General features: G+C 59.5%; 23 protein-coding genes. 11 read left to right on the forward strand and 12 right to left on the reverse strand.

What is annotated here, in order from left to right:
* Positions 1-41 precede the first annotated feature (41 nt).
* The gene (locus tag B3075_RS05460; RefSeq protein WP_290488593.1) at positions 42-1055 is read right to left on the reverse strand and encodes an SAM-dependent methyltransferase; all 1014 of its coding nucleotides are present in this window, start codon (positions 1053-1055) and stop codon (positions 42-44) included.
* A 16-nt stretch (positions 1056-1071) separates the two neighbouring features.
* Entirely contained in the window at positions 1072-2007 is a 936-nt protein-coding gene (nadA, locus tag B3075_RS05465; protein ID WP_290488592.1) for a quinolinate synthase NadA, read from the reverse strand.
* Positions 2008-2118: 111 nt separating this feature from the next.
* Between nadA and ffh the strand changes: the two genes are divergently transcribed.
* From ffh to B3075_RS05480, 3 genes are all read left to right on the forward strand, one after another.
* Entirely contained in the window at positions 2119-3558 is a 1440-nt protein-coding gene (ffh, locus tag B3075_RS05470; protein ID WP_290488591.1) for a signal recognition particle protein, read from the forward strand.
* A gap of 128 nt (positions 3559-3686) precedes the next feature.
* Positions 3687-5336: a beta-N-acetylhexosaminidase gene (locus tag B3075_RS05475; protein WP_290492041.1), complete on the forward strand. Its 1650-nt coding sequence runs from the start codon at positions 3687-3689 to the stop codon at positions 5334-5336.
* 119 nt (positions 5337-5455) lie between these two features.
* Entirely contained in the window at positions 5456-6214 is a 759-nt protein-coding gene (locus B3075_RS05480; protein ID WP_290488589.1) for a hypothetical protein, read from the forward strand.
* Between the two features lie 99 nt (positions 6215-6313).
* Here the strand turns inward: B3075_RS05480 and B3075_RS05485 are convergent, their stop codons facing one another.
* Positions 6314-6766 carry a 6-pyruvoyl trahydropterin synthase family protein gene (locus B3075_RS05485; RefSeq protein WP_094136211.1) on the reverse strand — a complete coding sequence of 151 codons (453 nt, stop codon included), beginning with the start codon at positions 6764-6766 and terminating at the stop codon, positions 6314-6316.
* Between the two features lie 174 nt (positions 6767-6940).
* Between B3075_RS05485 and B3075_RS05490 the strand changes: the two genes are divergently transcribed.
* Positions 6941-7477, forward strand: a complete 537-nt coding sequence (locus tag B3075_RS05490; RefSeq protein ID WP_290488588.1) for a hypothetical protein — start codon at positions 6941-6943, stop codon at positions 7475-7477.
* Between the two features lie 145 nt (positions 7478-7622).
* On the opposite strand, the gene B3075_RS05495 is transcribed toward B3075_RS05490, so the two are convergent.
* Positions 7623-9269, reverse strand: a complete 1647-nt coding sequence (locus B3075_RS05495; RefSeq protein WP_290492042.1) for a fumarate hydratase — start codon at positions 9267-9269, stop codon at positions 7623-7625.
* A gap of 139 nt (positions 9270-9408) precedes the next feature.
* On the opposite strand from B3075_RS05495, the gene B3075_RS05500 reads away from it, so the two are divergent.
* The gene (locus B3075_RS05500; RefSeq protein ID WP_290488586.1) at positions 9409-10560 is read left to right on the forward strand and encodes an acyltransferase family protein; all 1152 of its coding nucleotides are present in this window, start codon (positions 9409-9411) and stop codon (positions 10558-10560) included.
* A 247-nt stretch (positions 10561-10807) separates the two neighbouring features.
* Here the strand turns inward: B3075_RS05500 and B3075_RS05505 are convergent, their stop codons facing one another.
* Positions 10808-11299, reverse strand: a complete 492-nt coding sequence (locus tag B3075_RS05505; protein WP_290488585.1) for a helix-turn-helix domain-containing protein — start codon at positions 11297-11299, stop codon at positions 10808-10810.
* Positions 11300-11508: 209 nt separating this feature from the next.
* Between B3075_RS05505 and B3075_RS05510 the strand changes: the two genes are divergently transcribed.
* The 5 genes from B3075_RS05510 to B3075_RS05530 all read left to right on the forward strand — a co-directional run bounded on the left by B3075_RS05510 (position 11509) and on the right by B3075_RS05530 (position 16545).
* Positions 11509-11667 carry a hypothetical protein gene (locus B3075_RS05510; protein ID WP_153816444.1) on the forward strand — a complete coding sequence of 53 codons (159 nt, stop codon included), beginning with the start codon at positions 11509-11511 and terminating at the stop codon, positions 11665-11667.
* Positions 11664-11801, forward strand: a complete 138-nt coding sequence (locus B3075_RS05515) for a hypothetical protein (RefSeq protein WP_179218369.1) — start codon at positions 11664-11666, stop codon at positions 11799-11801. The genes B3075_RS05510 and B3075_RS05515 overlap by 4 nt, the downstream gene beginning before the upstream one ends.
* A 326-nt stretch (positions 11802-12127) precedes the next feature.
* Positions 12128-13219, forward strand: a complete 1092-nt coding sequence (hisC, locus tag B3075_RS05520; RefSeq protein WP_290488584.1) for a histidinol-phosphate transaminase — start codon at positions 12128-12130, stop codon at positions 13217-13219.
* 31 nt (positions 13220-13250) lie between these two features.
* Positions 13251-13898 carry an NAD(P)H-dependent oxidoreductase gene (locus B3075_RS05525; RefSeq protein WP_290488583.1) on the forward strand — a complete coding sequence of 216 codons (648 nt, stop codon included), beginning with the start codon at positions 13251-13253 and terminating at the stop codon, positions 13896-13898.
* Between the two features lie 376 nt (positions 13899-14274).
* Positions 14275-16545: a family 20 glycosylhydrolase gene (locus B3075_RS05530; protein WP_290488582.1), complete on the forward strand. Its 2271-nt coding sequence runs from the start codon at positions 14275-14277 to the stop codon at positions 16543-16545.
* A 194-nt stretch (positions 16546-16739) separates the two neighbouring features.
* On the opposite strand, the gene B3075_RS05535 is transcribed toward B3075_RS05530, so the two are convergent.
* Positions 16740-17507, reverse strand: coding sequence for a hypothetical protein (locus B3075_RS05535; RefSeq protein ID WP_143245582.1), 768 nt, complete (start codon positions 17505-17507; stop codon positions 16740-16742).
* A 151-nt stretch (positions 17508-17658) separates the two neighbouring features.
* On the opposite strand from B3075_RS05535, the gene B3075_RS05540 reads away from it, so the two are divergent.
* Positions 17659-18060: a DUF4870 domain-containing protein gene (locus B3075_RS05540; RefSeq protein ID WP_290488581.1), complete on the forward strand. Its 402-nt coding sequence runs from the start codon at positions 17659-17661 to the stop codon at positions 18058-18060.
* A gap of 95 nt (positions 18061-18155) precedes the next feature.
* On the opposite strand, the gene B3075_RS05545 is transcribed toward B3075_RS05540, so the two are convergent.
* The 6 genes from B3075_RS05545 to B3075_RS05570 all read right to left on the reverse strand — a co-directional run bounded on the left by B3075_RS05545 (position 18156) and on the right by B3075_RS05570 (position 24310).
* Positions 18156-19070 (reverse strand): hypothetical protein, encoded by a 915-nt coding sequence (locus tag B3075_RS05545; protein WP_290488580.1) that lies wholly within the window; start codon positions 19068-19070, stop codon positions 18156-18158.
* 157 nt (positions 19071-19227) lie between these two features.
* Positions 19228-19569 carry a hydrogenase maturation nickel metallochaperone HypA gene (locus B3075_RS05550; protein ID WP_290488579.1) on the reverse strand — a complete coding sequence of 114 codons (342 nt, stop codon included), beginning with the start codon at positions 19567-19569 and terminating at the stop codon, positions 19228-19230.
* The gene (locus tag B3075_RS05555) at positions 19562-20107 is read right to left on the reverse strand and encodes a HyaD/HybD family hydrogenase maturation endopeptidase (protein WP_290488578.1); all 546 of its coding nucleotides are present in this window, start codon (positions 20105-20107) and stop codon (positions 19562-19564) included. Before B3075_RS05555 ends, B3075_RS05550 begins: the two co-directional genes overlap by 8 nt.
* Positions 20108-20135: 28 nt before the next feature.
* Positions 20136-21308 carry a cytochrome b/b6 domain-containing protein gene (locus B3075_RS05560; protein ID WP_094136195.1) on the reverse strand — a complete coding sequence of 391 codons (1173 nt, stop codon included), beginning with the start codon at positions 21306-21308 and terminating at the stop codon, positions 20136-20138.
* Positions 21305-23062 carry a nickel-dependent hydrogenase large subunit gene (locus B3075_RS05565; protein WP_290488577.1) on the reverse strand — a complete coding sequence of 586 codons (1758 nt, stop codon included), beginning with the start codon at positions 23060-23062 and terminating at the stop codon, positions 21305-21307. The genes B3075_RS05560 and B3075_RS05565 overlap by 4 nt, the downstream gene beginning before the upstream one ends.
* Positions 23063-23089: 27 nt before the next feature.
* A complete protein-coding gene (locus B3075_RS05570) occupies positions 23090-24310 on the reverse strand; it encodes a hydrogenase small subunit (RefSeq protein ID WP_256943544.1) in 1221 nt (406 codons plus the stop codon).
* Between the last annotated feature and the right edge of the window lie 69 nt (positions 24311-24379).

Here is a 24379-nt window from a genome sequence, read left to right on the forward strand (position 1 = left end):
CCCGGTAATGAAAAAACTCCCGGCGTTTTGGCGTCTAAGGGTTATTCCGGTTGCAGCCGCTGGCGTTCTTGGATGAGTACGTGGAAGTGCCCTCCGGCTCCGTGTTCATCCGTCAGGAAGGCATCCTGAGGCGTGTTCTCCGCATGGGGGAGCAGGTAGTCCCGCTGGGTCATGAAAGTGACTGTGTCTCCCAGACAGTTGCGGGATAATTCCAGCAGGTCCGTAAAATTGACGTCACAGGTCAAATCCGTGAGGCCGGGGTTACGGTACAGTTCCTCCCCGGTCAGCACCTGGTGGCTTTTGTACCCGCGCAGGGAACCCCGGGGGCGGCGATAGTACAGCCGCTCCATTTCATCCCCGTAGTCGATGACCGTCATGACGCCCATGTTCCAGAGGGGAAGCCAGCTCGTAAACCAGCGCGCGTAGGAGTCGTGAATTTCCACCCGCTGCCCCGGCTGGGAGCCGTATTCCAGCATATGGGAGAAAAGCGGCTGCTGCCGGACGGGGCGCAGTTCTTCCCGGACGGCTCCGTTTTTCACGACAAGCCCTACTTCCTTCCAGTCCTGTTCCGTGTATTCGAATACGCGCGCCGGGAAAGCGTCCACCAGCTCGTTGGAGAAAATAAAGGCCTTGCCTCCGCAGTGTTTCAGCGCTTTTTCCATGGTGGAATAAATTTTGGCCCTGCCTCCCAGCAGAAGGTGCTGGAATTCGCGCAACCGCGGGGAAGATTCCACAATCACGTAGTCCGTATTCAGGCGGTTCCAGAATCCCAGCCGTTCCAGGATTTTGACGGCCAGGGCGCCGGAACCGGCGCCTATTTCCAGCAGGGGCAGCCGCCTGCCGCAGCGGGCGCAGGCTTCTTTCCAGTGCGCGGCAATGGCTTTTGCGAGGATGGGGGAAAGCGTGGGGGTGGTGGAAAAATCCCCGCGTTGACCGATGTTTTCAATGGAAGAGGAGTAGTACCCTTCCTGCGGGTGGTGCAGGGCCAGCTGCATGAAAGCTTCCAGGGAGAGCCAGCCGCCAGCGGCCGCGATGTGGTCTGAAAGGCGTATCATGCGGGAAAGGCAGGGGTCAGGATTGGGATTGCTCCAGCATGCGCAGCAGCGGGGCTTCCGCCCTTCTGCGCAGGTCTTCCGGCAGTTCCACGGCGGGAGAAAGGTCCCGGAGGGCCAGGTACAGTTTTTCCAGCGTGTTCATTTTCATGTACGGGCAGGTGCTGCAGGAGCATTGCTCCGTGGGCGCGGGAATGAATTCTTTGCCCGGAACCAGCTTGCGGAGACGGTGCAGAATGCCGGATTCCGTCACAATGATGAAAGATTTGGCGGGGCTTTCCGTGCAATAGGGAATCATTTTCTCCGTGGAGCAGATATGGTCCGCCAGCAGGCGCACGGCCTCCGTGCATTCCGGATGGGCCACCACCGGCACGCCGGGGTGCTTTTCCTTCAGGGCAAGAATCTGGTCCCGCGTGAATTCCATGTGCACGTGGCAGGCCCCGTTCCACAGTTCCAGGGGGCGACCAAGCTGGCGGCTTACCCAAGCGCCCAGATTCTGGTCCGGGACGAACAGGATGGGGCGGTTCTTCGGAGCCTGGGAGACGATTTTTACGGCATTTCCGGAAGTAACGATTACATCCGCCAGCGCCTTGACGCCGATGGAGCAGTTCACATACGCCACTACATAGTAATTTTTATGGGCGTTTTCTTTTAAGAAGGCTTCCAGCTCACCGGCGTCGCAGGAGGCTTCCAGAGAACAGCCGGCGTCGGCATCCGGAAGAATGACGGTTTTGTCCGGATTAAGAATTTTGGCGGTTTCCGCCATGAAATGGACGCCGCAGAAGGCGATCACGTCGCAATCCGTATTCTGCGCCTTGTAGGCCAGCCCCAGGGAGTCGCCCACGTAGTCGGCTATGTCCTGGATATCCCCGGTCTGGTAGCTGTGCGCCAGAATGATGGCGTTGCGTTCTTCTTTCAGGCGTAAAATTTCCTCTTTCAGGTCAAAGGGTGCCATGCGGGAAAAGATGGGACGAAGCCCCCGGCAAGTCAAGCATCATGTCCCATGCAGGGCGCGCTTGTTGACGGGAAGGGGGAAATGTGGCACAGTCTGGCGCATCATACGATTATGTTTTCACTTTTAGCAGATAAACTGGATAACACGTTCCGGAGGCTTCGCGGCCTGGGCAAGATTTCCGAGAAAAATATTGCAGACGCCCTGCGCGACATCCGGCTGGCCTTGCTGGAGGCGGACGTGGAGTTTGGCGTGGCCCGGGAATTCATCGGCCGTGTGAAGGAACGGGCCATGGGGCAGGAAGTGCTCAAATCCATCAAGCCCGGAGAGCAAATCGTCAAAATTTTCCGTGATGAAATCGCCGCCCTGCTGGGTGGGGACGCCGTGGGGCTGGACCTGACGGACCCTGCCAGAATCATGGTGGTGGGCCTGAACGGCGCCGGCAAGACCACGACCAGCGCGAAGCTGGCCCTGCGCCTGAAGAACGAGGGGCGCCGCCCCCTGCTGGTGGCCTGCGACCTGGTGCGCCCCGCCGCCGTGGACCAGCTGGCCACGCTGGCGGAACAAATAGGAGTGCCCGTTTATAAGCCCGCTCCCGGCAGCAAGGACGTGGTGGCCGTGGCGCGCGAGGCTCTGGAATGGGCACGGACCCAGAACGGGACCGTCATGATTTTTGACACGGCGGGCCGTCAGGAGGTGGATGAAGCCCTGATAGACGAGCTGCGCCATCTGCACTCCTTCCTTGCGCCGCGGGAAACGCTCCTGGTGGCGGATGCCGCCACGGGCCAGCAGGCCGTGAACGTGGCCCAGACCTTTGACCGTGCCGTGAACGTGACGGGCATCGTCCTGACCAAGCTGGACGGCGATGCCCGTGGGGGCGCGGCTCTTTCCATGCGTTCCGTGACGGGCAAGCCCATCAAATTTTCCGGTGAGGGGGAAAAACTGGACCAGTTCGGCCCCTTCGTCCCCGGCCGCATGGCGGACCGCATTCTGGGCATGGGCGACATTGTCGGGCTGGTGGAGCATGCCGCCGCGCGCATTGACGAAGAGCAGGCGGCCAAATCCATGGACCGCATGATGTCCGGCAAATTTGATTTCAACGACTTTCTGGACCAGATGAAAATGATGCAGAGCCTGGGACCGCTGGAAGGACTGCTGGGCCTGCTCCCCGGCTTCGGCAAAATCAAGAAACAGCTTCCGGAAGGCGCCCTGGACCCCAGGCGGATGAAGCACATGGAAGCCATTGTGCTCTCCATGACGGCCAAGGAAAGGAGCAATCCCAACCTGTTGAATCCGTCCCGCCGCCGCCGCATTGCCGCGGGCTGCGGCCGCCCGCTGATGGAAGTGAACAAACTGATCAAGAATTTTTCCGAAATGCGCAAGATGATGTCCGGCAAAGGCAAAATGGGCGCCATGATGAAGCAGATGGCTTCCATGAAAGGGAAGGGGGGCAAGATGCCCGGTTTTCCCGGCATGGGCGGAGGTTTGGGAGGCCTGAAGGGCCTGGGTGGATTAGGTGGCGGCCTTGGCGGCCTTTTTGGCGGACGCAGGTAAATGTAAAAAAGGATGGAAACTGGCAGGCGCGGCTGAATACGGCCGCGCCTTTGCTTTCCGGAACACAGGGGCCTGAGGGAAAGCTCCTTCCATTGAAAGAAGAGACAAGGGCGGGCCGTATTTTCTGAATGATGAATAAGGGGCGTTGTTTCCGGCTGGCCGCATGGCTGGCTCTGTCCGGAGTGCCAGGCGCGGGCATGGCGGAAACGCTGCCGGCTGAGGAGGTGTTGCTCCCAGCGCCTTCCGCATGCAGGTCTGACCGGGCCGCCGTGGCTCATCTCCCGCAGCGGCTGGCGGTGTATGCGCCGGAAAAGGATGTTCCCGTAGTGGAAGCCCTCCTGAATGTGCTCCACGCCCAGGGCGTTTTGTCCGGCCTCTCCATGACCCGTGACAGGGCGTCTGCGGATGCCGTTTGTTCGGTTGAGGGAAGCCCCTCGGGGACGGGCGAAGGATATGAAGCCCGACTGGTGCGCGACAGGGAAGGGAGGGGCTTCCTGCATCTGAAAGCGGCGGCTCCCCAGGGCCTCTTCTACGCGTGGCAGAGCATGGTTCAGGTGTTGAACGCCAACCGGACCGGGGAAGGGTTTTCCGTACCCGTTTTTTCCCTCCGGGATGTTCCCCGCTTTGAATGGCGAGGCATGATGCTGGATGTTTCCCGCCACTTTTTCACCGTGGCGGAAGTCAAGCGCATGGTTGACGCCATGTCCCTGTTCAAGCTCAACCGCCTCCACCTGCACCTGACGGACGGTCCCGGCTGGCGCCTGGAAATTAAAAAATATCCGCTGCTTACCTCCATGAGCGCCTGGCGCGTTCCGCTCGCTGACGGGGAGTGGAACTGGCAGGAAGTGAAACTCGCCATCCAGGAGCATGACCCGGAAGCTACCTACGGCGGTTTTTACACCCAGGAGCAGATGAGGGAGATCATTGCCTATGCGCGCAGCCGCCAGGTCACCGTTGTTCCGGAAATAGACCTTCCCGGCCATTCCTATGCGGCCATGCATGCCTACGGGGATTTGATTTGCGACGGCGTGGACTTCCCCGTGGAAGGGAAAAAAGGCCGGGACGCCGTCTGCATGGGGCGGCCGGAAACGCTCCGCTTCGTGAAAGACGTGGTGGATGAACTCAAGGCCGTTTTTCCGCCCGGCTCCCCCATTCATTTGGGCCATGACGAGGTGTCTGCCGAGGCATGGAAAAAATGCCGGTATTGCCAGAACCGCTTAAAAAGCCTGAGGGAGAAGGACCTCAAGGCCCTGAGCCGGGATTTCCTGCAGCAGATTGCGGACTACGTGCGGCAGGGCGGCTATGACGCCATTGTCTGGGATGAAGCCGGGGAACTGGAGGCGGACAAACGCATCCTCGTCATGGCGTGGCGCGGCAACGGCTTTGCCGCGGCGGCAGCCAGGAAGGGGCATCCCGTCATCCTGGCGCCGTGTTCCCATTTCTATTTTGACTATTACCAGTCTGCCGCGTCCACGGAGCCGAAAGCCGTAGGGGGCCTTATTCCGCTCAAACAGGTGTACGGCTATGAATTGCCGGAACTTTCCCCGGAGGAAGCCGCGAGGGTGCGCGGCCTCCAGGCGAACATCTGGACGGAATACCTGTACAATATGGGGCTGGTGGAATACATGGCGTGGCCGCGCGCCCTGGCCCTGTCCGAACGCGCCTGGAGCGACTGCGACCCCCGGGACTACAAATCCTTCCGCCGCCGCGCCGCCAGGGCCCTGAAAATCCTGGAAAAACTGGCCGTGAAATACCGCCCCATGGGGGAAGAAGACTAGGCATTCCCGCTTTGGCCCCTTCCGCGCGGCAGGGGGCCGCCGCCCCGGATGTTCACCCGCAGGTTTTATTGACAGCTGGTGCCGGGCCATGATAAAAACGATTCTGCCTGTTACTTGATATGAAGAAACACCGGTTTTTATTCTCAGCTTCCCTGATGGCTCTCGTGTTGCTTGGCTGCATGGCGGTAGTGTCTTGTTCCAATAACTTCAAACATGTTCCCCAGACAGGATTTATTGCTCATCAGGTAAAAAATAAGGATTCCCATATTCCCTTTGACGCGTACTGGAATGCCGATGACAAAAAAATCTGGAATGACAGGGTGAACGGCGTGGATGGCAAAAAAGTCCTGATGGCTGTTGTTCCGGTGGATACGGCGCACATGGATGTAAGGCCGGATACCGCGGAAGGGTTTGATGCCCTGCGCAGCCTGGCGGAATATTTCCAGAAGAGCGTTGCAACCAGAATGGAAAAGGAGGTTGCCGAAAATCCGCATTTTGAAATGGTCCCTCCGGGAACCAGAGGGGCCTATACACTGGAACTCGCCATCATTTCCATCACTCCCACGAATGCCAGGGCCGGCATCTTTGTCACGGCGCTGAGCGGCATCAAGGGGGGAGGGCTGGTCAAACGGTTCATCAAGAAAGGGCACATTGCCATGGCGGGACGCCTGAAGGATGAGTCCGGCCGCGTCGTTTCCGAATTTGCGGATTATGAGGAAGACCACAGCTCCCTGCTGGGCGTGGACACCAAAGATTTTAAAAAATACGCCCACCATCAGCGCACCATTGACGAATGGGCCCGGGAAATTACGGATGTATATTCTTCCGCCTACGGGCACTGGACGCAGAAACGCATGATATGCCTGAATCCCTTTTAAGGGATGAACTCCGGGGTGGGCTGCATTGCGGCCGTGCCTCCGGCCGGGGCCGGGAATCTTTGCGGAGCGTTCCGCCCGGCGGGAAACGCGCTGTTTCAGTTATTCCCCATATTCCGCCCAGGAACTGCTGGTTTCCCATACGCGCACGCGTTCCAGCACCACACAGGCCCTCACAGGATATTCGCCGGGGTTCTCCCTGGCTTTTTCCAGCGCGTGACGGGCAACGTTGAAAATAGTGCGGGCCATCACCTCGCTGGTGGGGTCTTCCCGGTCGAACGGAATGATGCGCTCCCCGTATGCGGCCACGAAGGCGGCGTAATTCGGGTCCTCCGTATTCACGCACAGGGAGTGGTCAAACTGCTGGAGGAAATCCCCCATCATCTGCTTGACGGCCTTGAAATCCAGCACCATGTCATTGGCATTCAGCGTTTCCGCCCGGAACACCATCTCTACGGAGCGCGTATGGCCATGCGGGAATTTGCAATTGCCGGGGTGTTTGGACAGGAGATGCCCGCTTTCCAGTTCAATGGATTTGCAAATTCGGTAGACCATAGAGACAGGATAACGCGGGCGCGGGCGCGGGGCAATCCCAATCAGAGTCTGTCTGGTTCCCCTCTTGCCGCGTGCGGAGGGCTGGGTCTCTGCCGCACCGGATGTTTGTGGGCGGCTTTCCCTTGCGCACGGCCTCGATTTCTGGCAGACTTCAAAAAACCATATTTTTACCCTGTGGCTTATCTTTCATGGTCTTTCCTGAAAATGGGGGAGAAGGCGGAGCGCAGCACAGCCTTTCTTTTCCTGCTTATGGCGGGCGTGCCTGTCCTCTTTGCCGCTTTCTTCGCGTTCGTAGCGGGAATGGCCGCCATTTTATATGCCGGGCCTGTCCTGGCGCTGATGCTTCTTCCCTTCTATTTGCCCTGCGCCCTGAGGAAGGAAAAGACGCGGAACGCCTGCTCCCGTAATATTCTGTTTGGCAGGGAGCCGCTGACGGTCTCTTTCAGGGTGATAGCCAGGGATTGGGTATATGTCATTTACGCCGTGCTTCCGGCGTTGCCGTTTCTTTTCCCTGGCGGGAACATGCCCCAGGCCGGCCTGGGGAACGAGCGGAGCCTGACGGCATTTTTTGTGATGTGGATCTCCCTGTACGCCGTCTTTGCGGCGCTGGCGGTTTTTCTTGGAAAGGCGCGGTATTTGAGGCCGGGCAGGGCGCTGCTGGCTGCCGGCGTCAATCTGGCGCTGATACTGGTTTATTACCTGTTTGCGTGAAGAAGCGCATGATGAATACCGGAAGTTTTTCCCCCCCCCGGATATTCACGCCGTCCGGACCGGGAAGAAGGGATGAACCCGGAGCATCAAAAAGCCGGAGCCCCGAAGGACTCCGGCCGCGAATCATTTTGTTTCCGGGTCAGGCTTAATGCCCGCAACCGGCGCAGGCCCATCCTTCGCGGATTTTAGCGAAGAAATCATTGCCCTTGTCATCTACCAGAATAAAGGCGGGGAAGTCTTCCACTTCAATTTTCCAGATGGCTTCCATGCCCAGTTCCGGGTATTCCAGCAGTTCCACTTTCTTGATGTTGTTCTTGGCCAGAATGGCGGCGGGGCCGCCGATGGAACCCAGGTAAAAACCGCCGTGTTTCTGGCAGGCATCCGTTACCTGCTGGCTGCGGTTGCCCTTGGCGATCATGATCATGGAGCCGCCGTTTTCCTGGAACAGGTCCACGTAGGAATCCATGCGGCCGGCGGTCGTGGGGCCGAAGGAACCGGAGGGGTAGCCTTCCGGGGTTTTCGCCGGGCCGGCGTAGTACACGGGGTGGTCCTTCATGTACTGAGGCAGCCCTTCACCCTTTTCCAGGCGTTCCTTCAGCTTGGCGTGGGCGATGTCGCGCGCCACGATGATGGTGCCGTTCAGGCTCAGGCGCGTGGTGACGGGGTGCTTGCCCAGTTCCGCCAGGACTTCCTTCATCGGGCGGTTCAGGTCAATGGAGACGGCTTCGCTGGAGGTCATGCGCAGGGCTTCCGGAATATACTGGCCGGGGTTGGTTTCCAGCTGTTCAATGAAGATGCCCTCCGGCGTGATCTTGGCTTTCGCGTTGCGGTCCGCGGAGCAGGAGACTCCCAGGCCCACCGGGCAGGAGGCGCCGTGGCGGGGCAGCCGGATGACGCGCACGTCCAGGGCGTACCACTTGCCGCCGAACTGGGCGCCCAGGCCCAGCTTGCACGCTTCTTCATGCAATTCCTTTTCCAGTTCCAGGTCACGGAAGGCGCGGCCGTATTCGTTGCCCGTAGTAGGCAGGTTGTCGTAATACTTCGTGGAGGCCATCTTCACGGTTTTCAGGCATTTTTCCGCAGAAGTGCCGCCAATGACGAACGCGATGTGATAGGGGGGGCAGGCCGCCGTGCCCAGGGTGCTCATCTTTTCCACCAGGAACTTTTTCAGCGTGGCCGGGTTGAGCAGGGCCTTCGTTTCCTGGTAAAGATAAGTCTTGTTGGCGGAACCGCCGCCCTTGGCGACGAACAGGAAGGAGTACTTCATGCCCTCCACCGCTTCCAGGTCAATCTGGGCGGGAAGATTGGTGCCGGTGTTTTTCTCCGTGTACATATCCAGCGCCACCGTCTGGGAATAGCGCAGGTTGTTCTGGGTATAGGCGTCGTAAACGCCATGGGAAAGCTGTTCGCAGTCGTCGCAGCCGGTCCAGACCTGCTGGCCCTTCTTGCCTACGATGGTAGCGGTCCCCGTGTCCTGGCAGAAGGGCAGAATGCCGGCGGACGCCACTTCCGCGTTGCGGAGCATCGTCAGGGCCACGCTTTTGTCATTGGCGCTGGCTTCCGGATCGTCCAGAATGGCGGCCACCTGCTTCAGGTGGGCGGGGCGCAGGAAAAAGGCCACGTCATGGAAGGCTTCCGCGGCCAGCAGGCGCAGGCCCTCCGGTTCCACTTTCAGCATGGGATGTCCTTCAAAGTCGCCTACGCTCACGTAGTCGGACGTGATGAGGCGGTATTGAGTGTCGTCCTTTTCCATGGGAAAAGGGGCCTGATAATGAAAATCCGGTGTTGCCATAACGGAAGATAATATAGCGAAGCTCCGCATCCGGTTCGAGCAAAAAAATCAGGGCTGCCCCAATGCGCCGCCCATTTCCCAAAACGGTTCCGAGTAATTGACTTTGGCTCTTGCCTGCATTACTTTTTCTTCCGCTTAAATGTATAACGCTCAAAACCAGCCTCCGATTCTCGACACGTCTGCGCCTTCTCCCTCAAAACGTGTCTTATGGATTGACGTATCAAGGGTTATTGCCGCCCTCCTGATTATGTACGTCCATTTGTCCTCTCCCTTTCTCCAGTCAGTGAGCCTCCATCTCTTTTATCTGGGGAGGGTTCCTTTTTTCCTGGTGTTGGCAGGGTATTTCCTGGGCAGGAACATCACCTGGAACAAGGCGTTCAACCGGGCTTTATGGCTGTTCATTCCATTCATGTTCTGGAATGTGCTGTACGTGCTCCTTGTTTTGCCTCATGACGGAGCTTCCTTCCGCCTTGAGAATCTGATCGGCATTCGGGACGTCTTCCTTCCGGGCATCAACCTTTTCCCCGCGGATGACTCCCATGCCGTTCCTCCCATCGGCCCTTCCTGGTTCCTGAGGGACATTATCATTCTCACGTTGCTGACGCCTCTTCTGGTCCGCGTCAAAATCCTGCTGTTCCCTGCGGTGCTCCTCTTTTTCTGTTTCTTCAACGTGGCTCCGGACCATATGGAGACGATTTCCATTGGAACCTGTGCTTTTTATCTGTTGGGCGTTGCGCTCAGTTCCCGGAAGATTGACGATATTCATCTGGTGTTGAATAAGAAGTTCGGCATTTTTTTCTGGGTGAGCATTTTTATGCCCGTTGTGCTGATTGCGCTGTATTCCGCCGGAATGATTCCTCTGTGGAAAGAGACAGCCATTGGCATGCTTCTGGGAGTCATGATGATCATGTATGCAGGCATCTGGATGGAAAAGCATCTGCCCGGCCTGTCCGCGAAAATAGCGTTGCTGGCTCCCGCCTGCTTTTTGACGTTCATGCTGCACTGGCCCATTTACGATTTCCTGCCTCCCGTCATGAAAATCCAGCCTGTTCTCGCCGTTTTCACTCCGTTGCTGGTGTTTGCGGCCATCGTCCTGTTTTATTTTGCCCTGAAACGTTTCGCCCCGTTCCTTCTGCCGTATCTGGCCCATGTGAAACATGCCGGCCAGCGGCAAGAGCGGCGCAGTGCGCGTGATGAAACGGTTTCTCCAATCAGGGGCCTTTCAGGGAGGAGTCAGTCATCGGAAAGGGATGCCGGGGCCCCGATGCCCGGAACAGGGGAAAGCTTTTAAAGAACCACGGGAAATGGAAGACAGAGGGGAGCAACAGACAGAAGAGTTGACTCGCCATCAACGTGAAATAGAAATTGTTGAGAACGGCGGACGGGAAAAAGCGGATCCGGCACGCCGCAAAAACGGCCGGCGTTCCCGGCTCCTGGGGAAGCGTTCGGCGGAACTGCACGCCGGCAGGCGGGACAGCCAGAGGGGAGGCGGGACAGCCAGAGGGGAGGCGCTGGCGGGATGCCATGCCCTCCATGATTTAGTGCCGTGGTTTGCGGCGGGAAGAAGAAGGTGGTGACGATGAAGGGCCGGAACGCCTGGGCGCTCCGTATTCCTCCGGGACTTCCGCCGCCAGGAATATATTGTCCGGAAGGCTGTTTTCGTCGTCGTAATAATTTTTCATCCTCTTCTGGGCATCCTTGATTAGGGTGGCTTCCGCCCATTCCTCCACCGTCATGTTGTCCATCCTGGCGGCTTCTTCAATGAGTTTGTAATCCTCGAAACTCAGCATGACGACAAAGGGTTTCCAATTGGCTCTTGCCGCCTGCTTCAATTTTTTCTCCCTTTCCGTCTTTTCCATCATGAGCCGGATGAGAGCTTCCTTGTCTTTGGGGATGGCTACCTTGGCAAGCCAGTTGCGGACCGTGTTGGGAGACACGAAGCATTCCGCCGCAAAATCATTGCGGGAAATGTTCTGCTGTTTCAGCCAGGCCTTGATCTGCATTTTGAGTTCGTCCTGATTCTCACTCATGCGCCTTTTGTAACGAAAATGGTGCGATTCTTCAATCTTTTTTGCATAAAGTCATTTTAATGGTATATTTTTGTTGACGGAAATACCGTTTAAGGTGCATTGTTGGGGTGCAAAAGGGCAGTTGAGGCCGTTATTGCACCAAAAAAAGGATTTTTATGAAGACGGAAAATAAAAAAAAGAGTCAGAAAAAAATTCAAATCAAGGGGAAAATGCCGTTGTCGGTCCATTTCTTCCGGGATGCGGAAGCGGACGCGCTGAACATGGAACGCTGCCAGCTGGATAAGGCCACCCTGATTGCCTGTGCCGTCAAACGCCTCCGGGAAGATTTGGGAAACGTTCCCGATTCCGGCAAAAAACCTTCCGCATGACTCAGGAGATTTACTGGGAACTTCTGGCCTGGCTGTTCCGTTCCTTTCTGGCGGTGACCGCGTTCGCCTTTCTTGTGGCCGGATACCAGACTCTGCGCAGCCGTCCGCGCGGGGACCGCAGACGTGAAAAATAGGCGGGCGGGGCGGTCCGTGGGGCCGGTTCCCCGCTCATTGCGGAATGCCGTCTCCCCTTTCTTTTAAGGGGAATGTTTTACCCTCCTTGGGCATGGAAGAACTTGTTAAGTGGCTCGTCTTTGAAGCAGGAGGAAATCTGCCGGAGAAGGAGGACGGCTGCCTTTCTCCGGAAGAAAGGCGTTTCAGAAAGAAGGGGGAAATTCCGGGAAAGGGGGCCTTCTTCCGGCAGCGCCGGCGCGGTTGAAAGGCTGCCATATTCCCAAGGTCTGGCCGCATGGAAATCCGTATTGCCAGAAACGGGGAATGGCGGTAACATGCCGCCGCTATGAGTATTGAGAGTTTCGCAAATCAGCATGTGCTGGAGTTGGTGGCTTATCAGCCGGGCAAGCCGATTGAGGAGACGGCCCGGGAACTGGGCCTGGATCCCCATGATATTGTGAAACTGGCGTCTAATGAAAATCCCCTGGGGCCGTCCCCGAAAGCGGTGGAAGCGATTGCCCGTGCGGCAGCCGGCGTGAACATCTATCCGGACGGCGCGGCTTTCCGCCTGCGTTCCGCCATCGCGGAGTTCTGCGGCGTGGAGTTCAACCAGACAGTAGTGGGCACGGGCAGCAGCGAAGTGATTGAACTGATCTGCCATGCCCTGCTGAATCCCCGTGCGGAGGTGGTGGCCGCCAAACACGCCTTTTCCATGTACCCCATCATGTCCAAGCTGTTTGGCGCCGCGTACGTGGAAGTGCCCAACAAGGAGGACTGGACGCATGACCTGAACGGTTTCCTGGACGCCATTACGGACAATACGCGCGTCGTGTTCATTACGAATCCCACCAATCCCGTCGGCACCGTAGTAGGGCAGCAGGAAATAGACGATTTCATGGCGAAGGTGCCGGAACATGTGCTGGTGGTCTTTGACGAGGCGTACCGGGAGTTTTCCGACAATCCTCCGGATACCCTCAAATTTGTGCGGGAAGGCCGCAACGTGGTTGTTCTGCGCACCTTCTCCAAGGCTTACGGCCTGGCGGGGCTGCGCGTGGGCTACGGCCTTGCTCCGGAACAGGTTTGCAGCATGCTGCACAAGGCGCGCGCTCCGTTCAACCTGCATGTACTGGCCCAGGAGGCCGCCCTGGCCGCCCTGGAGGACCGGGAGCATGTGCGCCGCACTGTGGAGAACAATAAGGAAGGCATGCGTTTTTATGAGCAGGTTTTCCGGGAAATGGGCCTAGAATGGATTCCCAGCCAGGGCAACTTTATCCTGGTGAAGGTGGGCCGGGGCAGGCAGGTGTTCCAGGATATGCTCGCCAGGGGGGTCATCGTCCGCGCGCAGGACGGTTACGGACTGCCGGAATGGATACGCATCAGCGTGGGCACTCCCGCGGAGAACGCCCGCTGCATTGAGGTATTGAAAGAGGTTCTTTAAACAGTTTCTCCGTTTTTCTGTCTCACCCTGCATGACGATTTCCCCGGAACAGTATATTGACGGTCTGGAATGGCGTTACGCCTGCAAAAAATTTGATCCCGAAGCCCGCCTTGAGCAGCCTGTCTGGCATGCGCTGGCGGAAAGCCTGCGTCTCAGCCCCTCCTCCCTGGGGCTTCAGCTCTGGAAGTTTGTCGTGGTGACCAACAGGGAACTGAAGGCGCGCCTGCGGGAGGTTTCCTGGAACCAGTCCCAGGTGGAGGACTGCTCCCATTACGTGGTGCTGTGCTCCCGGCGCTCCGCCACCAGGCGGGATGTGGACCGCTACCTGGCCCAGATTGAATTCATGCGCCGCCCTTCCGCGGAAAAGCTGGCTTCCTCCGCCGGTTTTTATACCAGTTACGTGGAGGCGCTGACGCCGGAGAAGATGCATGCGTGGCTGGATTGCCAGGTGTACATCGCCGTGGGGTTCCTGCTCAGCGCCGCCGCCGCCCTGCGGGTGGATTCCTGCACGATCGGCGGCATGGACAACGCCAAATATGATGAAATTCTGGGGCTGGACGGCACGCCGTACCGCTCCGTGGTGGGGGTGGCGCTGGGCTACCGCGCCAAGGACGACTCTTACGCCCGCGAGGCCAAGGTGCGCTTTCCCGCCGGAGAGGTGATGGATATCCGCGCCTGATTTTATTTTCCTGTCCGGAGCCGGTTGTCCCCGGCAGAGGCGGCGGCTCCCGTTTTTTGCCGTGGGGCGGCGTTAGGCCGCCGCGCGGCGTCTTTTTTTGGCTGCCGCACGGGCCTCCCGTTTTTTTATCTCGCCAATAACGGGTTCTTTGGGATAATAATTTATTGAAACAAGAGGGAAAGTCTCCCCCTTTGACCGGCGGTTTTCCTTCGTGAAGCCCGGCGCGCGGCAATCCGTTTGGGCGGAATGGCAGTTTCGTCCGGCGTAAAGAGGGAGAATTCCTCCGCTTTTTCCTCTTTCTCTGCAAGAAAGGGGCGGCGGGCGCGTAGTTTTTGGAGCCAATCAGACATTTCCTTTTCCTAAACAAGACCAGAACATGAAGAACAACCTATTCCTGATGATCGCCGTTCTTGCCGCATCTCCCCTGATGGGGCAGGACGCCAAGCAGATTGCGGATTCCCTTTCCATCCCCCCGGTGAAAGCCGGGGCAAAGCAGCTGCCCATGCCGAGCGCTTCCGGAGCCCAGATTAAACTGCTGGGGGCCGACTATGAGCAGCTCGTTAACAGCAAAGGCAAGATAGCCCCTGTTATTTCAGATACCCCCGTCAACGTCAGCTTCAAGGTGACCAAGGACGGCAAGGAAGCCGTCAGCAAGGATTATGAAATCATGCTTCAGGCTCCTCAGGCCGCCCAGGGCAATCCCAAGCCGCGGATCATCCCGGAAATCCTGCAATGGAAGGGGGGCCAGGGAGAATACAAGCTGGGGAATACGGTTACCGTAGCATGCCCGGACAAGGAGCTGGGCAAATTGTTCGCGGCGGATATGGAAGACGTGCTGGGAAAGAAGGTCAAGCTCGTCGCCCCCGGGGCGAAGGCGGATATTTCCCTTTCCCTGGTGAAGGGCGGCAATCTGGGCAGGGAAGGATATCGGCTCCAGATTGCCAGGGACGGCGTCCGTCTCGGCGCGGCGGCTCCCACCGGCCTGTTCTGGGGTACGCGCACCCTGCTGCAGATGCTCCGCCAGACGCCCGGCAGCGTGCCCTGCGGCACGGCCGTGGATTTCCCGCGCTACCAGCTCCGCGGGTTCATGCTTGATATCGCGCGCACGCCGTATCCCCTCAGTTACCTGAAGGACGTGATCCGCACCATGGCCTGGTACAAGATGAATGACCTGCACCTGGTCATCAACAACAACTATATTTTCCACGAGCACTATGTGGACAACGGCCATGATCCGTTCAAGGAAAGCTACGCGGCCTTCCGCCTGGAATCCAACATGAAGGGGAAGGACGGCACGCCCCTGACGGCCAGGGACCTTTTTTATACCAAGAAGGAATTCGCCGACCTGGTCAGCTATGCCAAGAAGTACGGCGTCAATATTGTTCCGGAGTTCGACACGCCGGGGCATGCCCTTTCCTTTACCCGTCTGCGGCCCGATCTCATTTACAAAGGGCCCATGAATCATGAGAAGCGCCGCTGCGAGATGCTGGACGCCGCCAACCCGGAAACGATTGACCTGGTGAGCAAGGTTTTTGACGAATACCTGCTGAAGGACCCCAAGCTGGGCCGTCCCGTGTTCGCGGACTGCGGCGTGGTGCATGTGGGGGCGGATGAATTCTATGGGGACAAGGAAGATTACCGCCACTTTGCGAACGCCGTGCTCAGCCATGCCCTCAAGCGCGGTTATACGCCCCGCATCTGGGGAAGCCTGAGCACCAAGCCGGGCAAGACCCCGGTAGTCAGCAAGGGCGTCCAGATGAACCTTTGGAATACCGGCTGGATGAGAGCGTGGGAGGCCGTCAACCAGGGCTATGATGTGATCAATACGAACGACGGGGCCCTTTATATCGTTCCCTTTGCCGGTTACTACCGGATGGACAGAAACCATAAGGGATTGTATAATAACTGGATTCCCAACCGCATCGGCAATGAAACGCTGCCTTCCGGGCATCCCCAGCTCCTCGGGGGCACCTTCGCCGTCTGGAATGATGAAACGGACATTATGCATACGGGATACGCGCCTTATGACATTTGGGGGATCATTTCCGGTTCCATGGACGTGCTCAGCCAGAAACTGTGGGGAACCGCCAAGGCTCCGGATACGTTTGAACAGCATCGCGAGCTGGTTTCCTCCATCGGCAATGCCCCGCGCACCAATCCCCTGTACAAATGGAAGGATGCCCAGCCCTTTGCGGTGAAGCCTTCCTCCCTCCCCCAGAAGCTGGGCAAGCCTGCCCTGGGGCCGAATTACCGCCTGACGATGGAACTGGAATTGACTGCCGCTCCGGAAGGGAAAGAGCAGGTGCTTCTTTCCGCTCCTGAAGGAGAATTGCTGGCGGTCATGAAGGACGGCACCGTCGGATTCCGCCGTGACGATTCTCTGGAATTTTCCTTCGGCGCCAAGCTGCCCGTGGGCCGGAAGGTCAAGGTGGAAATTGTGGGGGAACCGGAAAAAACCAGCCTGCTGCTTGACGGGGAGCCTGCCGGAACTGCCGTGCTGAAGAATTTTTCCGACAAGACCAAGGATTTTCCGGACAACTTCAAGCATCGTCCCAAAGTGCACCGTTCCACGTTCATTCTGCCTCTGAAGGAACTTGGCTCCTCCTTCCAGGGGAAGGTGTTCCATATGAACGTACAGCCGTTGTAATTCCCGGCGCGTGAACGTCCGCCGCCTTTGGCGGGTCGTACTGGCCGGCAAGCCCGGCATCCCTGCCGCATGGGGGATGCCGGGCTTCTTTTTATGGAAGGGGGGCGGAGAACTTGCGGAATGTTTCCCGATGTCTTTCCTCTTGTTCCTGTTCCGGGAAAGAAGGGGGATGACGGATGCTCAGGAACCTGTTTTCAGTCCCGCATGCCCCTGTATCTCATGGGGCGGTAGCCGCTGTTTTCCAGCATGGGGCGGCTGAACACATGCTCCGAACATTTCCAGGCAGGCAGGGGGCCGGCTTCACTGCCCAGGAACCTGTTCTTTTCCGTTCCCTCCCACTGAATGAACAGGAGCACATGGCGCCCCGGCGCGATCAGGATGTCTCCCGTCCGGAGGTCTTCCCAGGAGGGAAGCCGCGTGCAGAGGGCGGGGAGTTCCCGTGTGGAAAAGGGCCTGTCCAGCCGCCAGCAGCGGGAGACGAAGCCGGAGCAGTCCACTCCGGCGGCAAAGCGGCTGACGGCGGCGTCTCCCGCGGCCTGCTTTTCCGGGGTGCCCATGTCTCCGGCCGCGGCGGGGAGCCCTCCGTTGGCCGCGTCCGCCTTCAGGCGTTTGGAAAACTGCCGCGGGGTGTCGAAGCCGCCCCATTTATACGGCATGCCGGTGGAGCGCATGCCTGGCTTCCACCATGCTCCGGCGTCATATCCGGCTGCGGAGGCGTCCGGCGTGTCTGTCCGGATGCCGTCCCCGTCCGTTTCGTGGCGGACATTCCGGACAGAGCCCCGCCAAATCATGGAGGTGTAGGCCCGGCTGGCTGCCAGGGCTTCACGGCGGGTGACGGAAGAGGCGGGAGGAGGGATTTCCCGTACTTCCGGGGCACAGGCCCCCAGACAGGCGGAAAAGACGAGCAGCGTCAGGGCATGGGTCATGTCCGGCAGTATGGCTTCCGGCCTGCGTAGTGGCAAGGATGATTGCCGGAGAGCGTTTTTTATGCAGGAAAAGGACGGTCTGGAAGCTTGACTACGGGGAGGAATATGTAAAAAAGGTTTCATTAAGGCGGAATGAAGCGGAAAAGGTTTCCGTTCACCTTCATCCGCTTTCCATTGCTTTCATTTTATGGACGAAGAACAACAAATGATCCAGGAACCGGTTCAGGAGCCCGCCCCTGAGAAACAATCGGATAAAACGCAGGCTATCCTGACGGCGGTTTCCCCGCTGGTGTCCGTCTTTTTCGGAGGCTCCGCCGGCGTGAACATTATTCCTCCCCTGATCTGCTGGCTGGTCTGGAGGGACGCCAACCCTCTGGTGGACAAAATAGGAAAGAATATTCTGAACGCCCAGATTTCCTGGGCGATCTATACGGTTGCGGCCTGTCTTTCATGTTTGATCCTGATCGGGTTCGTGCTCGCCCCCGTGGTGGTCATCGCCTGGATCGTTTTCTCCATCATCGCTGCCGTCAAGGCGGCGAACGGGGATTACGATTATGTGCCTCCCTTCACGATTAAATTCCTGAAATAACGTTTTTCCGTTTCTCAACAGATCAACAGACTTAAAAACCGCCGGCGCTGAATGCCGGCGGTTTTTTTGATGAGGGCTTTCCTTGCCGGAGGGAATTAGATGGGCATGTCCTTTTCACCGCCGCCGTACATGAACGCATGGAGCAGGCGGGTGACCTGGTTCTGTTCCGCGTCCAGCTGGGCGGAGGGGCGCAGCGCGGCGTACGTCAGTCCGTCATGTCCCGTGAACTCCCTCATGTGGAACCCCTGGAAGCTGGCCATGGGTTCGCTGTCATGAAAGAGCTTGCCTCTCCGGAGCAGTTCGTCAAAGACGTGTTCCGCTTCCCGCGTGCGCGTCAGAGCATGTTCCGGGTGGGGGATGCGGATGACCAGCGCCCCTCCGTCCCCGCGGAAGTTGATGCCGGCTCCGGCCATGACGTCCGCGGAGGGCTGGCTGGTGACGCTGCCCAGCAGCAGCACGCCGTCGTCTATCAAATGGATGCGGCTGGCGCGGGCTTCCTCCTTCACATGCAGGACGCCGCCGTAAATGCGGGTGGACGCGTTGCCGGAGAGTTTTTTAATCCGCATCAGGCCGTGCCTGATGACGAGCTCCGAGCCCTCCGCCGGCAGATCCACTTCCGAGGCGAAGAGCCAGCCGTCCGCCATGGCGATTCTGCCTTCATGCTCCCTGGAGCCCTGAATGCGCCCCTGGCCCATCAGAAGGCGGCCGCCGTTGATTTCCAGGCTGCCGTTGGCCTTGTCCCCCAGGAAAACGGTCATATGGTCCGGCAGGTTTCCCAGGAGCGTCATGGCGCCTCCGTTCCGGATGACGAGGTGGGCGGTGCGGTGCCCGTGGTCCGGCTGATTGGGGCCGCCTACGTAAACGGGGGCGTTGATGATGTAAAGATTTCCGCCGGAATCAACGGTAAGGGAATCCTGAATGTCCGTCTGGCCCTGCACCACATCGTTGCTGATGGTGACAGGGCACATGTAGGAGACCCGGTTCATGGATGAGGCTGAAAGCGGCATCATCCCTGTTAGAATAAATGGGTTGATATTGCTCATGGCTCCGGTTGCATAGCTGGTTTGACGTTTGCGGCGCGGTGGAGGCGCCCCAACGGGGTTAGACCCTCCGTCCGGGGAAAATGTTCGGGCAAATTTCCTTTATTTTTTCCGGAAGAAGCGCTGTTCATTCCCACTCCACGCGGGTCAGCTCCAGTTCCCGCCCGCGCAGGATGGCCAGGGCCGGTTCTCCGCAGCCGGGGCAGATGTAGCCGTGTTCCGTAAAGGAAAAATCCGCCCGGCATGCGTCACAGCGGCACACGGCCTCCACCCAGGTGACGTCCAGGACCGCCTCCTGCGCCGCATACGAGTCTTTCAGGGCCAGGAAGGCGGATTGAAGCGCTTCCGGCACCACGCCGCTCAGGCTGCCTAGGGTCATGTGCACGCGCCTCAGCCTGCTGCCTCCGTGTTTTTCCATGAGCCGCCGGGCCATGTCCAGCGCGCCTTCCATGATGCCTACTTCATGCATGGGCGTTTTTCCGGGCCTGATGTTCCGCCAGGGCGCGGGCGATGAGGGCCTCCGCCGTGTCCAGCGCCTTCGGCAACGCTTCCAGCACCTCCGCGGACATGGGGCGGCAGAAATCCGTATGCAGGGCCTCCACCCCCACCAGCGTGATGGCGCGCGGCAGCGTGCCGCACAGCTGGGCCGCCCCCAGCACTTCCTTCATGCCTATCTGGTGGGGCGATATCACACGGGAAAAGTGGCGCGGCAGTTCTTCCCGGCTGCGCGTGACGACGGTTCCCGGCCGGGCCCCCGTCCTGACGGCGTCCAGCAGGATGAGCGTGTCCGCATCTTCCAGCAGGGGCAGCAGGGCCATGCCCAGCGTCCCCCCTTCCTCCACGTGGACCAGCGGGCCGTAATCCCGTTCCTGGAGGCGGTGGGCCAGATCCACGCCCGCGCCGTCATCCCCCATGAGCGGGTTCCCGATGCCCAGCACGAGCACGGGATAGGCATTCCCCTTCACGGGGCAGCCCCGCAGTTCTTCCGTGTATGGCTCCGGTTTCATGGCAGAGGGGAGAGGGGAGAGCGGAGAGTTATTCATCCCGGAATTTGACGCCCTTGCGCAGCCATCGTCCGCCGCTGAACATGGAGGAGATGGTGCCGTCCCGGTCCACGTTCCCGGAAAGGATGGAAAGGTACACGTGGATCATGGCGAAGATGATGAAGCACCACATGCCCACCAGATGCACCAGGCGCACGTACGGAATGCCTATCAGGTCGTTCAGCGGCATGAACCAGCGGTAGAACCAGTGGCGCGGCTCATACAGGGCGTACAGGGCCAGCCCGGTCACCACCATGGTGGTGAACAGGACGTACACGCCCGTGTATGTCCACTGCTGCAGGGGATTGTGGCCGATGTAGCGGGGGCCGTCATAACTGCGGGCGAACAGGTAGTCCACCGCCGTGGCGTACAGATCCTTCCACTCCTGTCTGGAGACGGGGAACAGGGCCCGGAAGCTCTGGTATTTGTTGGAGGCCATGAAGAAGCAGGAAAAACGCAGCATCATCACCACCACCAGGACCCACCCCAGCGCATAATGCACGAAACGGAGCGTCCCGAATTGGAAAGCCCCGTGCAGATCCCCCATTTTCAGGAACCACCCTTCCGCGATGCAGATGCCGGTGGCGGACAGGCCGATGATGCAGAGCACCCACGTCCAGTGCAGCACGCGCAGAGGCCAGTCCCAGACGTGGAAGTAGCGGAAGTTGGCCCTGGCCATGGAGAGGCGGCGCACGTCCCTCATGGCGTGCATGGGCACGACGCCCAGCAGGCGCCACGGCGCGCCGGACCGGTGGACGGCCACGGCCACGGGTTCAAAGCCGGAGGGGGAGTGTTCCTTGAAAGCCTTGTTCATGCGCTCCTTTTCCAGGGAGCTGACTTCGCACAGATTTTCCAGCGCTTTCAGATTGCCGCGGGCTACCATGAAAGGGGCGGCGTCCGCCTTATCCGCGGCTTTCAGAACAGCCGTGCTGTACGGCCTTTCCCGGGAGGGCGCCTCCCAGGAGTTTTCCCGCTGGGCGTAAGGGAGGGTTATGCCGCGTTCCCGCGCGGCGTGGAGCAGGGCCAGGTCTCCCGCGTCCCTGCTGCCGTTGGGGGAGGCGCACACGGCCAGGGCCAGGATTTCCTCCGGAGCGTACACCGGACTGGCCGGAATGGCATCCTCCACCGCCAGGGTGAGGTCGTTATCGATAAGAGTCGTTTTCACGGGTCCTGTCTGGTCAGAATGGCTTCCCCTTCTTCGTCAAACAAATGGACGGCGCAGGATTGGCACGGATCATAGCTGTGAATGGTGCGCAGGGGTTCCACCGGGCGGGAGGGGTCCACCAGCGGGTGTTTCCCGGTATGGGCCAGGGAATATTCGTATGGCCCCATCTGCCCTTCCGCGTCCCGGCCGGAGCTGTTCCAGGTGCTGGGGACCACGGCCTGGTAATTCGCCGTCTGGCCGTTTTCAATCCGCACCCAGTGGCTCAGGCTGCCGCGGGGCGCTTCCACCCAGCCCACGCCCTTGCAGGAGGAGGGCCAGGTTTCCGGCTCCCATTTTTCCGGGTTGAAGGTGGCGGTTTCCCCGTTCCTGATGCGGTCCGTCATTTCCTGGAGCTGGTCCACCATCATGTCCACGTTGATCAGGGCGTCCAGCGCACGTCCGTACACGCGGCCCAGCGTGGAGTTCATGAAAGCGTTGTCGCGCGGCAGGCCCAGCTTGTCGCAGGCGGCGTCCACCCGTTCCACGATGGCGGGAACCCCCTGGGCGTAGCCAATCATCATGCGGGCGTTCGGGCCCACGGCCATCGCGTGGCCGTCATAGCGCGGGGCTTTCACCCAGGTGTACTGCGGGCGGTCGGAAAGCCATTTGTAGGGCGGCCTGGGGCCGTTGTAGTCCGCATTCGTCTCCCCGTCATACGGAGCCAGGCCCGCGTCCCTGCCTTCCGAGTATTTGTACCAGGAGCTGGTGACGAATTCCCTGATCTTGTCCTGGTCAAAGGGGAGCACGTTCCTGTAGTCCCCGTTCAGCAGCACTCCGGGCTTGATCATGCCTTTGCCGGCGGGAGCGCCCGCGTTGATTTCAGACGGAGCCCCGGTGCAGAAAAAGTTGGGGTTGGACGCGCCGATATGGGCGTAGTCCTTATAAAATCCGGCGATGGCGACAATGTCCGGATAATATACTTTGTGGATGAAATCGTGGCAGGTTTGCACCAGCTGCTTCAGGTAGCTCAGGGAAAACTGGTTGATGGCCTGGTCATTGTTCATGTTGATGGCGCAGGCCATGCCGCCGACCAGGAAGTTCGGGTGCGGGTTCTTGCCGCCCAGAATGGTGTGGATCTTGATCATGTCCCGCTGCCAGACCAGGGCCTGGAGGTAATGCGCCACGCCCAGCAGATTCACTTCCGGCGGCAGCTTGTAGGCCGGATGGCCCCAGTAGCCGTTCGTGAAGATGGAATACTGCCCGTAGGCGATGGAGTCCTTCAGCTTTTTCTGCACTCCGGCGAAATACGCGGCGGAGGACAGGGGCCAGTCGGAAAGGGATTTGGCGATGGCGGCGGTTTCCGCGGGGTCCGCCTTCAGGGCGGACATCACGTCCACCCAGTCCATGGCCTGGAGCTGGTAAAAATGGATGACGTGGTCCTGGATGCCCAGGGCCCCGCTGACCAGGTCGCGCATGAGGCGGGCCTGGACGGGCACCGGGTACTGGAGCGCGTCTTCCACCGCGGCCAGGGCCGCGATGGCGTGCGTGCCCGTGCAGACGCCGCAGATGCGTTCCACGAAAGCCCAGACGTCACGGGGATCCCGCTTGCAGGCGATCACCTCAATGCCGCGGTACTGCGTGGTGGACGTCCAGGCGTTTTTGATGACGCCGTCCCCGGCCTCCATTTCCACCCGCAAGTGGCCTTCAATGCGCGTCACCGGGTCAATGACCACCCGGCTGGATTCCGGAACGTCCGCTGATGTGTAATTGCTCATGGTAATCTGGTGGTAAGGGGCTTCTGGCTATTCTTCAGTTTCCTTGTCGGGCGAGCCGGGAGCGTCCCCGAAGGCGGGCAGGGAGACGTTCGCTTCCTCCTTCATGTGCTGCTTCTTGTAATGGATGACGGAGCCTACGGCATGGGCGGCGATGGCCGCGCCGGCGCCGGCTACGCCCACAGCCCCGATGACGTTGGCGGAGGCTTCCACGCCGAAGCCGTTCACGTTCGGCAGCGTCTTGTAGAACGGAGTCATGCGGTCAAAGAAGTGCAGCTCCGTACAGCCGATGCACGGGTGGCCGGACTGGATGGGGAAGCTGACGCCCCCGTTCCATTTGACGATGGGGCAGGGGGAGAACGTGTCCGGGCCCTTGCAGCCCACCTTGTACAGGCAGAAGCATTCCCGCGCGTTCTCGTCGTCAAACACGTTGACGAACTGTCCGGCGTCGAAATGGGCGCGGCGCGGGCAATTATTGTGGATGCGGGTGCCGTACGCCATCAGCGGGCGAGACTCCTGGTCGCATTCCGGGGCGCGGTCAAACGTAAGGATGTACATGATGACGGCCGTAATCACGTCCCCGATGGGCGGGCAGCCGGGCACGTTGATGACCGTGCGGTCCGTCAGGATGTCCCGGATGCCCACGGCCCCGGTAGGGTTGGGGCGCGCGGCCTGGATGGAGCCGAAGTACGCGCACGAGCCCACGGCCAGGATATAGGAGGCGTTTTCCGCGCAATGGCGCAGCATGTTTTCCACGGTATCCCCGGCTATAGTGCAGTACACCCCGCCGTCATGGACCGGGACGGACCCGTTGATGACGAGGATGTGGGGCTCCCTGACCGCGTCTTCCAGAGCCTGGTTGGCGGCCTCCCCTGAAGGGGCCATCAGCAGTTCCACGTAAGGCATGGAGACGGCGGAAAGCACCATGTCCCCGATTTCCTCGTTATAGCTGCGGATGGTGCTTTCCAGGCATCCGGTGCATTCCTGGAGCTGGAGCCAGACGACTACGGGCCGTTTCAATGCGGCCATTTTATCCGCAATCTCCTGGGCGTTGGAAACGCCGCCCGTCACCGTGGCGACGCCCATCAGGGAGATCATTTTCAGGCACCATTTGTTGAATTCGCGCCGGCTGACGCCGCGGCGCTCCATGTGTTCCCCCAGAGTCTCCCCGGGACGCCATGTAGTTAAAATCTCATGATTCAGGGAGGCCTGCTCCGCCTCCTGCATGGAAGGTTGCTGAGTGCGCTTCATGTGCGTGGTCCAAATAAGAACATTTCCATTTAGACAGGATTTCCGGGAAATGCGATCAATATTTTCCAA

This window comes from Akkermansia sp. UBA7090, from assembly GCF_002493465.1.
Lineage (GTDB): Bacteria > Verrucomicrobiota > Verrucomicrobiia > Verrucomicrobiales > Akkermansiaceae > Akkermansia > Akkermansia muciniphila_A.

Coding starts and splice junctions, on each gene's coding strand:
- B3075_RS05460 (WP_290488593.1), bottom strand. CDS start 1,055: ATGATACGCCTTTCAGACCACATCGCGGCCGCTGGCGGCTGGCTCTCC.
- B3075_RS05500 (WP_290488586.1), top strand. CDS start 9,409: ATGTATAACGCTCAAAACCAGCCTCCGATTCTCGACACGTCTGCGCCT.
- B3075_RS05555 (WP_290488578.1), bottom strand. CDS start 20,107: ATGAAACCGGAGCCATACACGGAAGAACTGCGGGGCTGCCCCGTGAAG.
- B3075_RS05515 (WP_179218369.1), top strand. CDS start 11,664: ATGACTCAGGAGATTTACTGGGAACTTCTGGCCTGGCTGTTCCGTTCC.
- B3075_RS05505 (WP_290488585.1), bottom strand. CDS start 11,299: ATGAGTGAGAATCAGGACGAACTCAAAATGCAGATCAAGGCCTGGCTG.
- B3075_RS05550 (WP_290488579.1), bottom strand. CDS start 19,569: ATGCATGAAGTAGGCATCATGGAAGGCGCGCTGGACATGGCCCGGCGG.
- B3075_RS05525 (WP_290488583.1), top strand. CDS start 13,251: ATGACGATTTCCCCGGAACAGTATATTGACGGTCTGGAATGGCGTTAC.
- nadA (WP_290488592.1), bottom strand. CDS start 2,007: ATGGCACCCTTTGACCTGAAAGAGGAAATTTTACGCCTGAAAGAAGAA.
- B3075_RS05570 (WP_256943544.1), bottom strand. CDS start 24,310: ATGAAGCGCACTCAGCAACCTTCCATGCAGGAGGCGGAGCAGGCCTCC.
- B3075_RS05475 (WP_290492041.1), top strand. CDS start 3,687: ATGATGAATAAGGGGCGTTGTTTCCGGCTGGCCGCATGGCTGGCTCTG.
- B3075_RS05495 (WP_290492042.1), bottom strand. CDS start 9,269: ATGGCAACACCGGATTTTCATTATCAGGCCCCTTTTCCCATGGAAAAG.
- B3075_RS05545 (WP_290488580.1), bottom strand. CDS start 19,070: ATGATGCCGCTTTCAGCCTCATCCATGAACCGGGTCTCCTACATGTGC.
- ffh (WP_290488591.1), top strand. CDS start 2,119: ATGTTTTCACTTTTAGCAGATAAACTGGATAACACGTTCCGGAGGCTT.
- B3075_RS05540 (WP_290488581.1), top strand. CDS start 17,659: ATGGACGAAGAACAACAAATGATCCAGGAACCGGTTCAGGAGCCCGCC.
- B3075_RS05565 (WP_290488577.1), bottom strand. CDS start 23,062: ATGAGCAATTACACATCAGCGGACGTTCCGGAATCCAGCCGGGTGGTC.
- hisC (WP_290488584.1), top strand. CDS start 12,128: ATGAGTATTGAGAGTTTCGCAAATCAGCATGTGCTGGAGTTGGTGGCT.
- B3075_RS05530 (WP_290488582.1), top strand. CDS start 14,275: ATGAAGAACAACCTATTCCTGATGATCGCCGTTCTTGCCGCATCTCCC.
- B3075_RS05480 (WP_290488589.1), top strand. CDS start 5,456: ATGAAGAAACACCGGTTTTTATTCTCAGCTTCCCTGATGGCTCTCGTG.
- B3075_RS05485 (WP_094136211.1), bottom strand. CDS start 6,766: ATGGTCTACCGAATTTGCAAATCCATTGAACTGGAAAGCGGGCATCTC.
- B3075_RS05510 (WP_153816444.1), top strand. CDS start 11,509: ATGCCGTTGTCGGTCCATTTCTTCCGGGATGCGGAAGCGGACGCGCTG.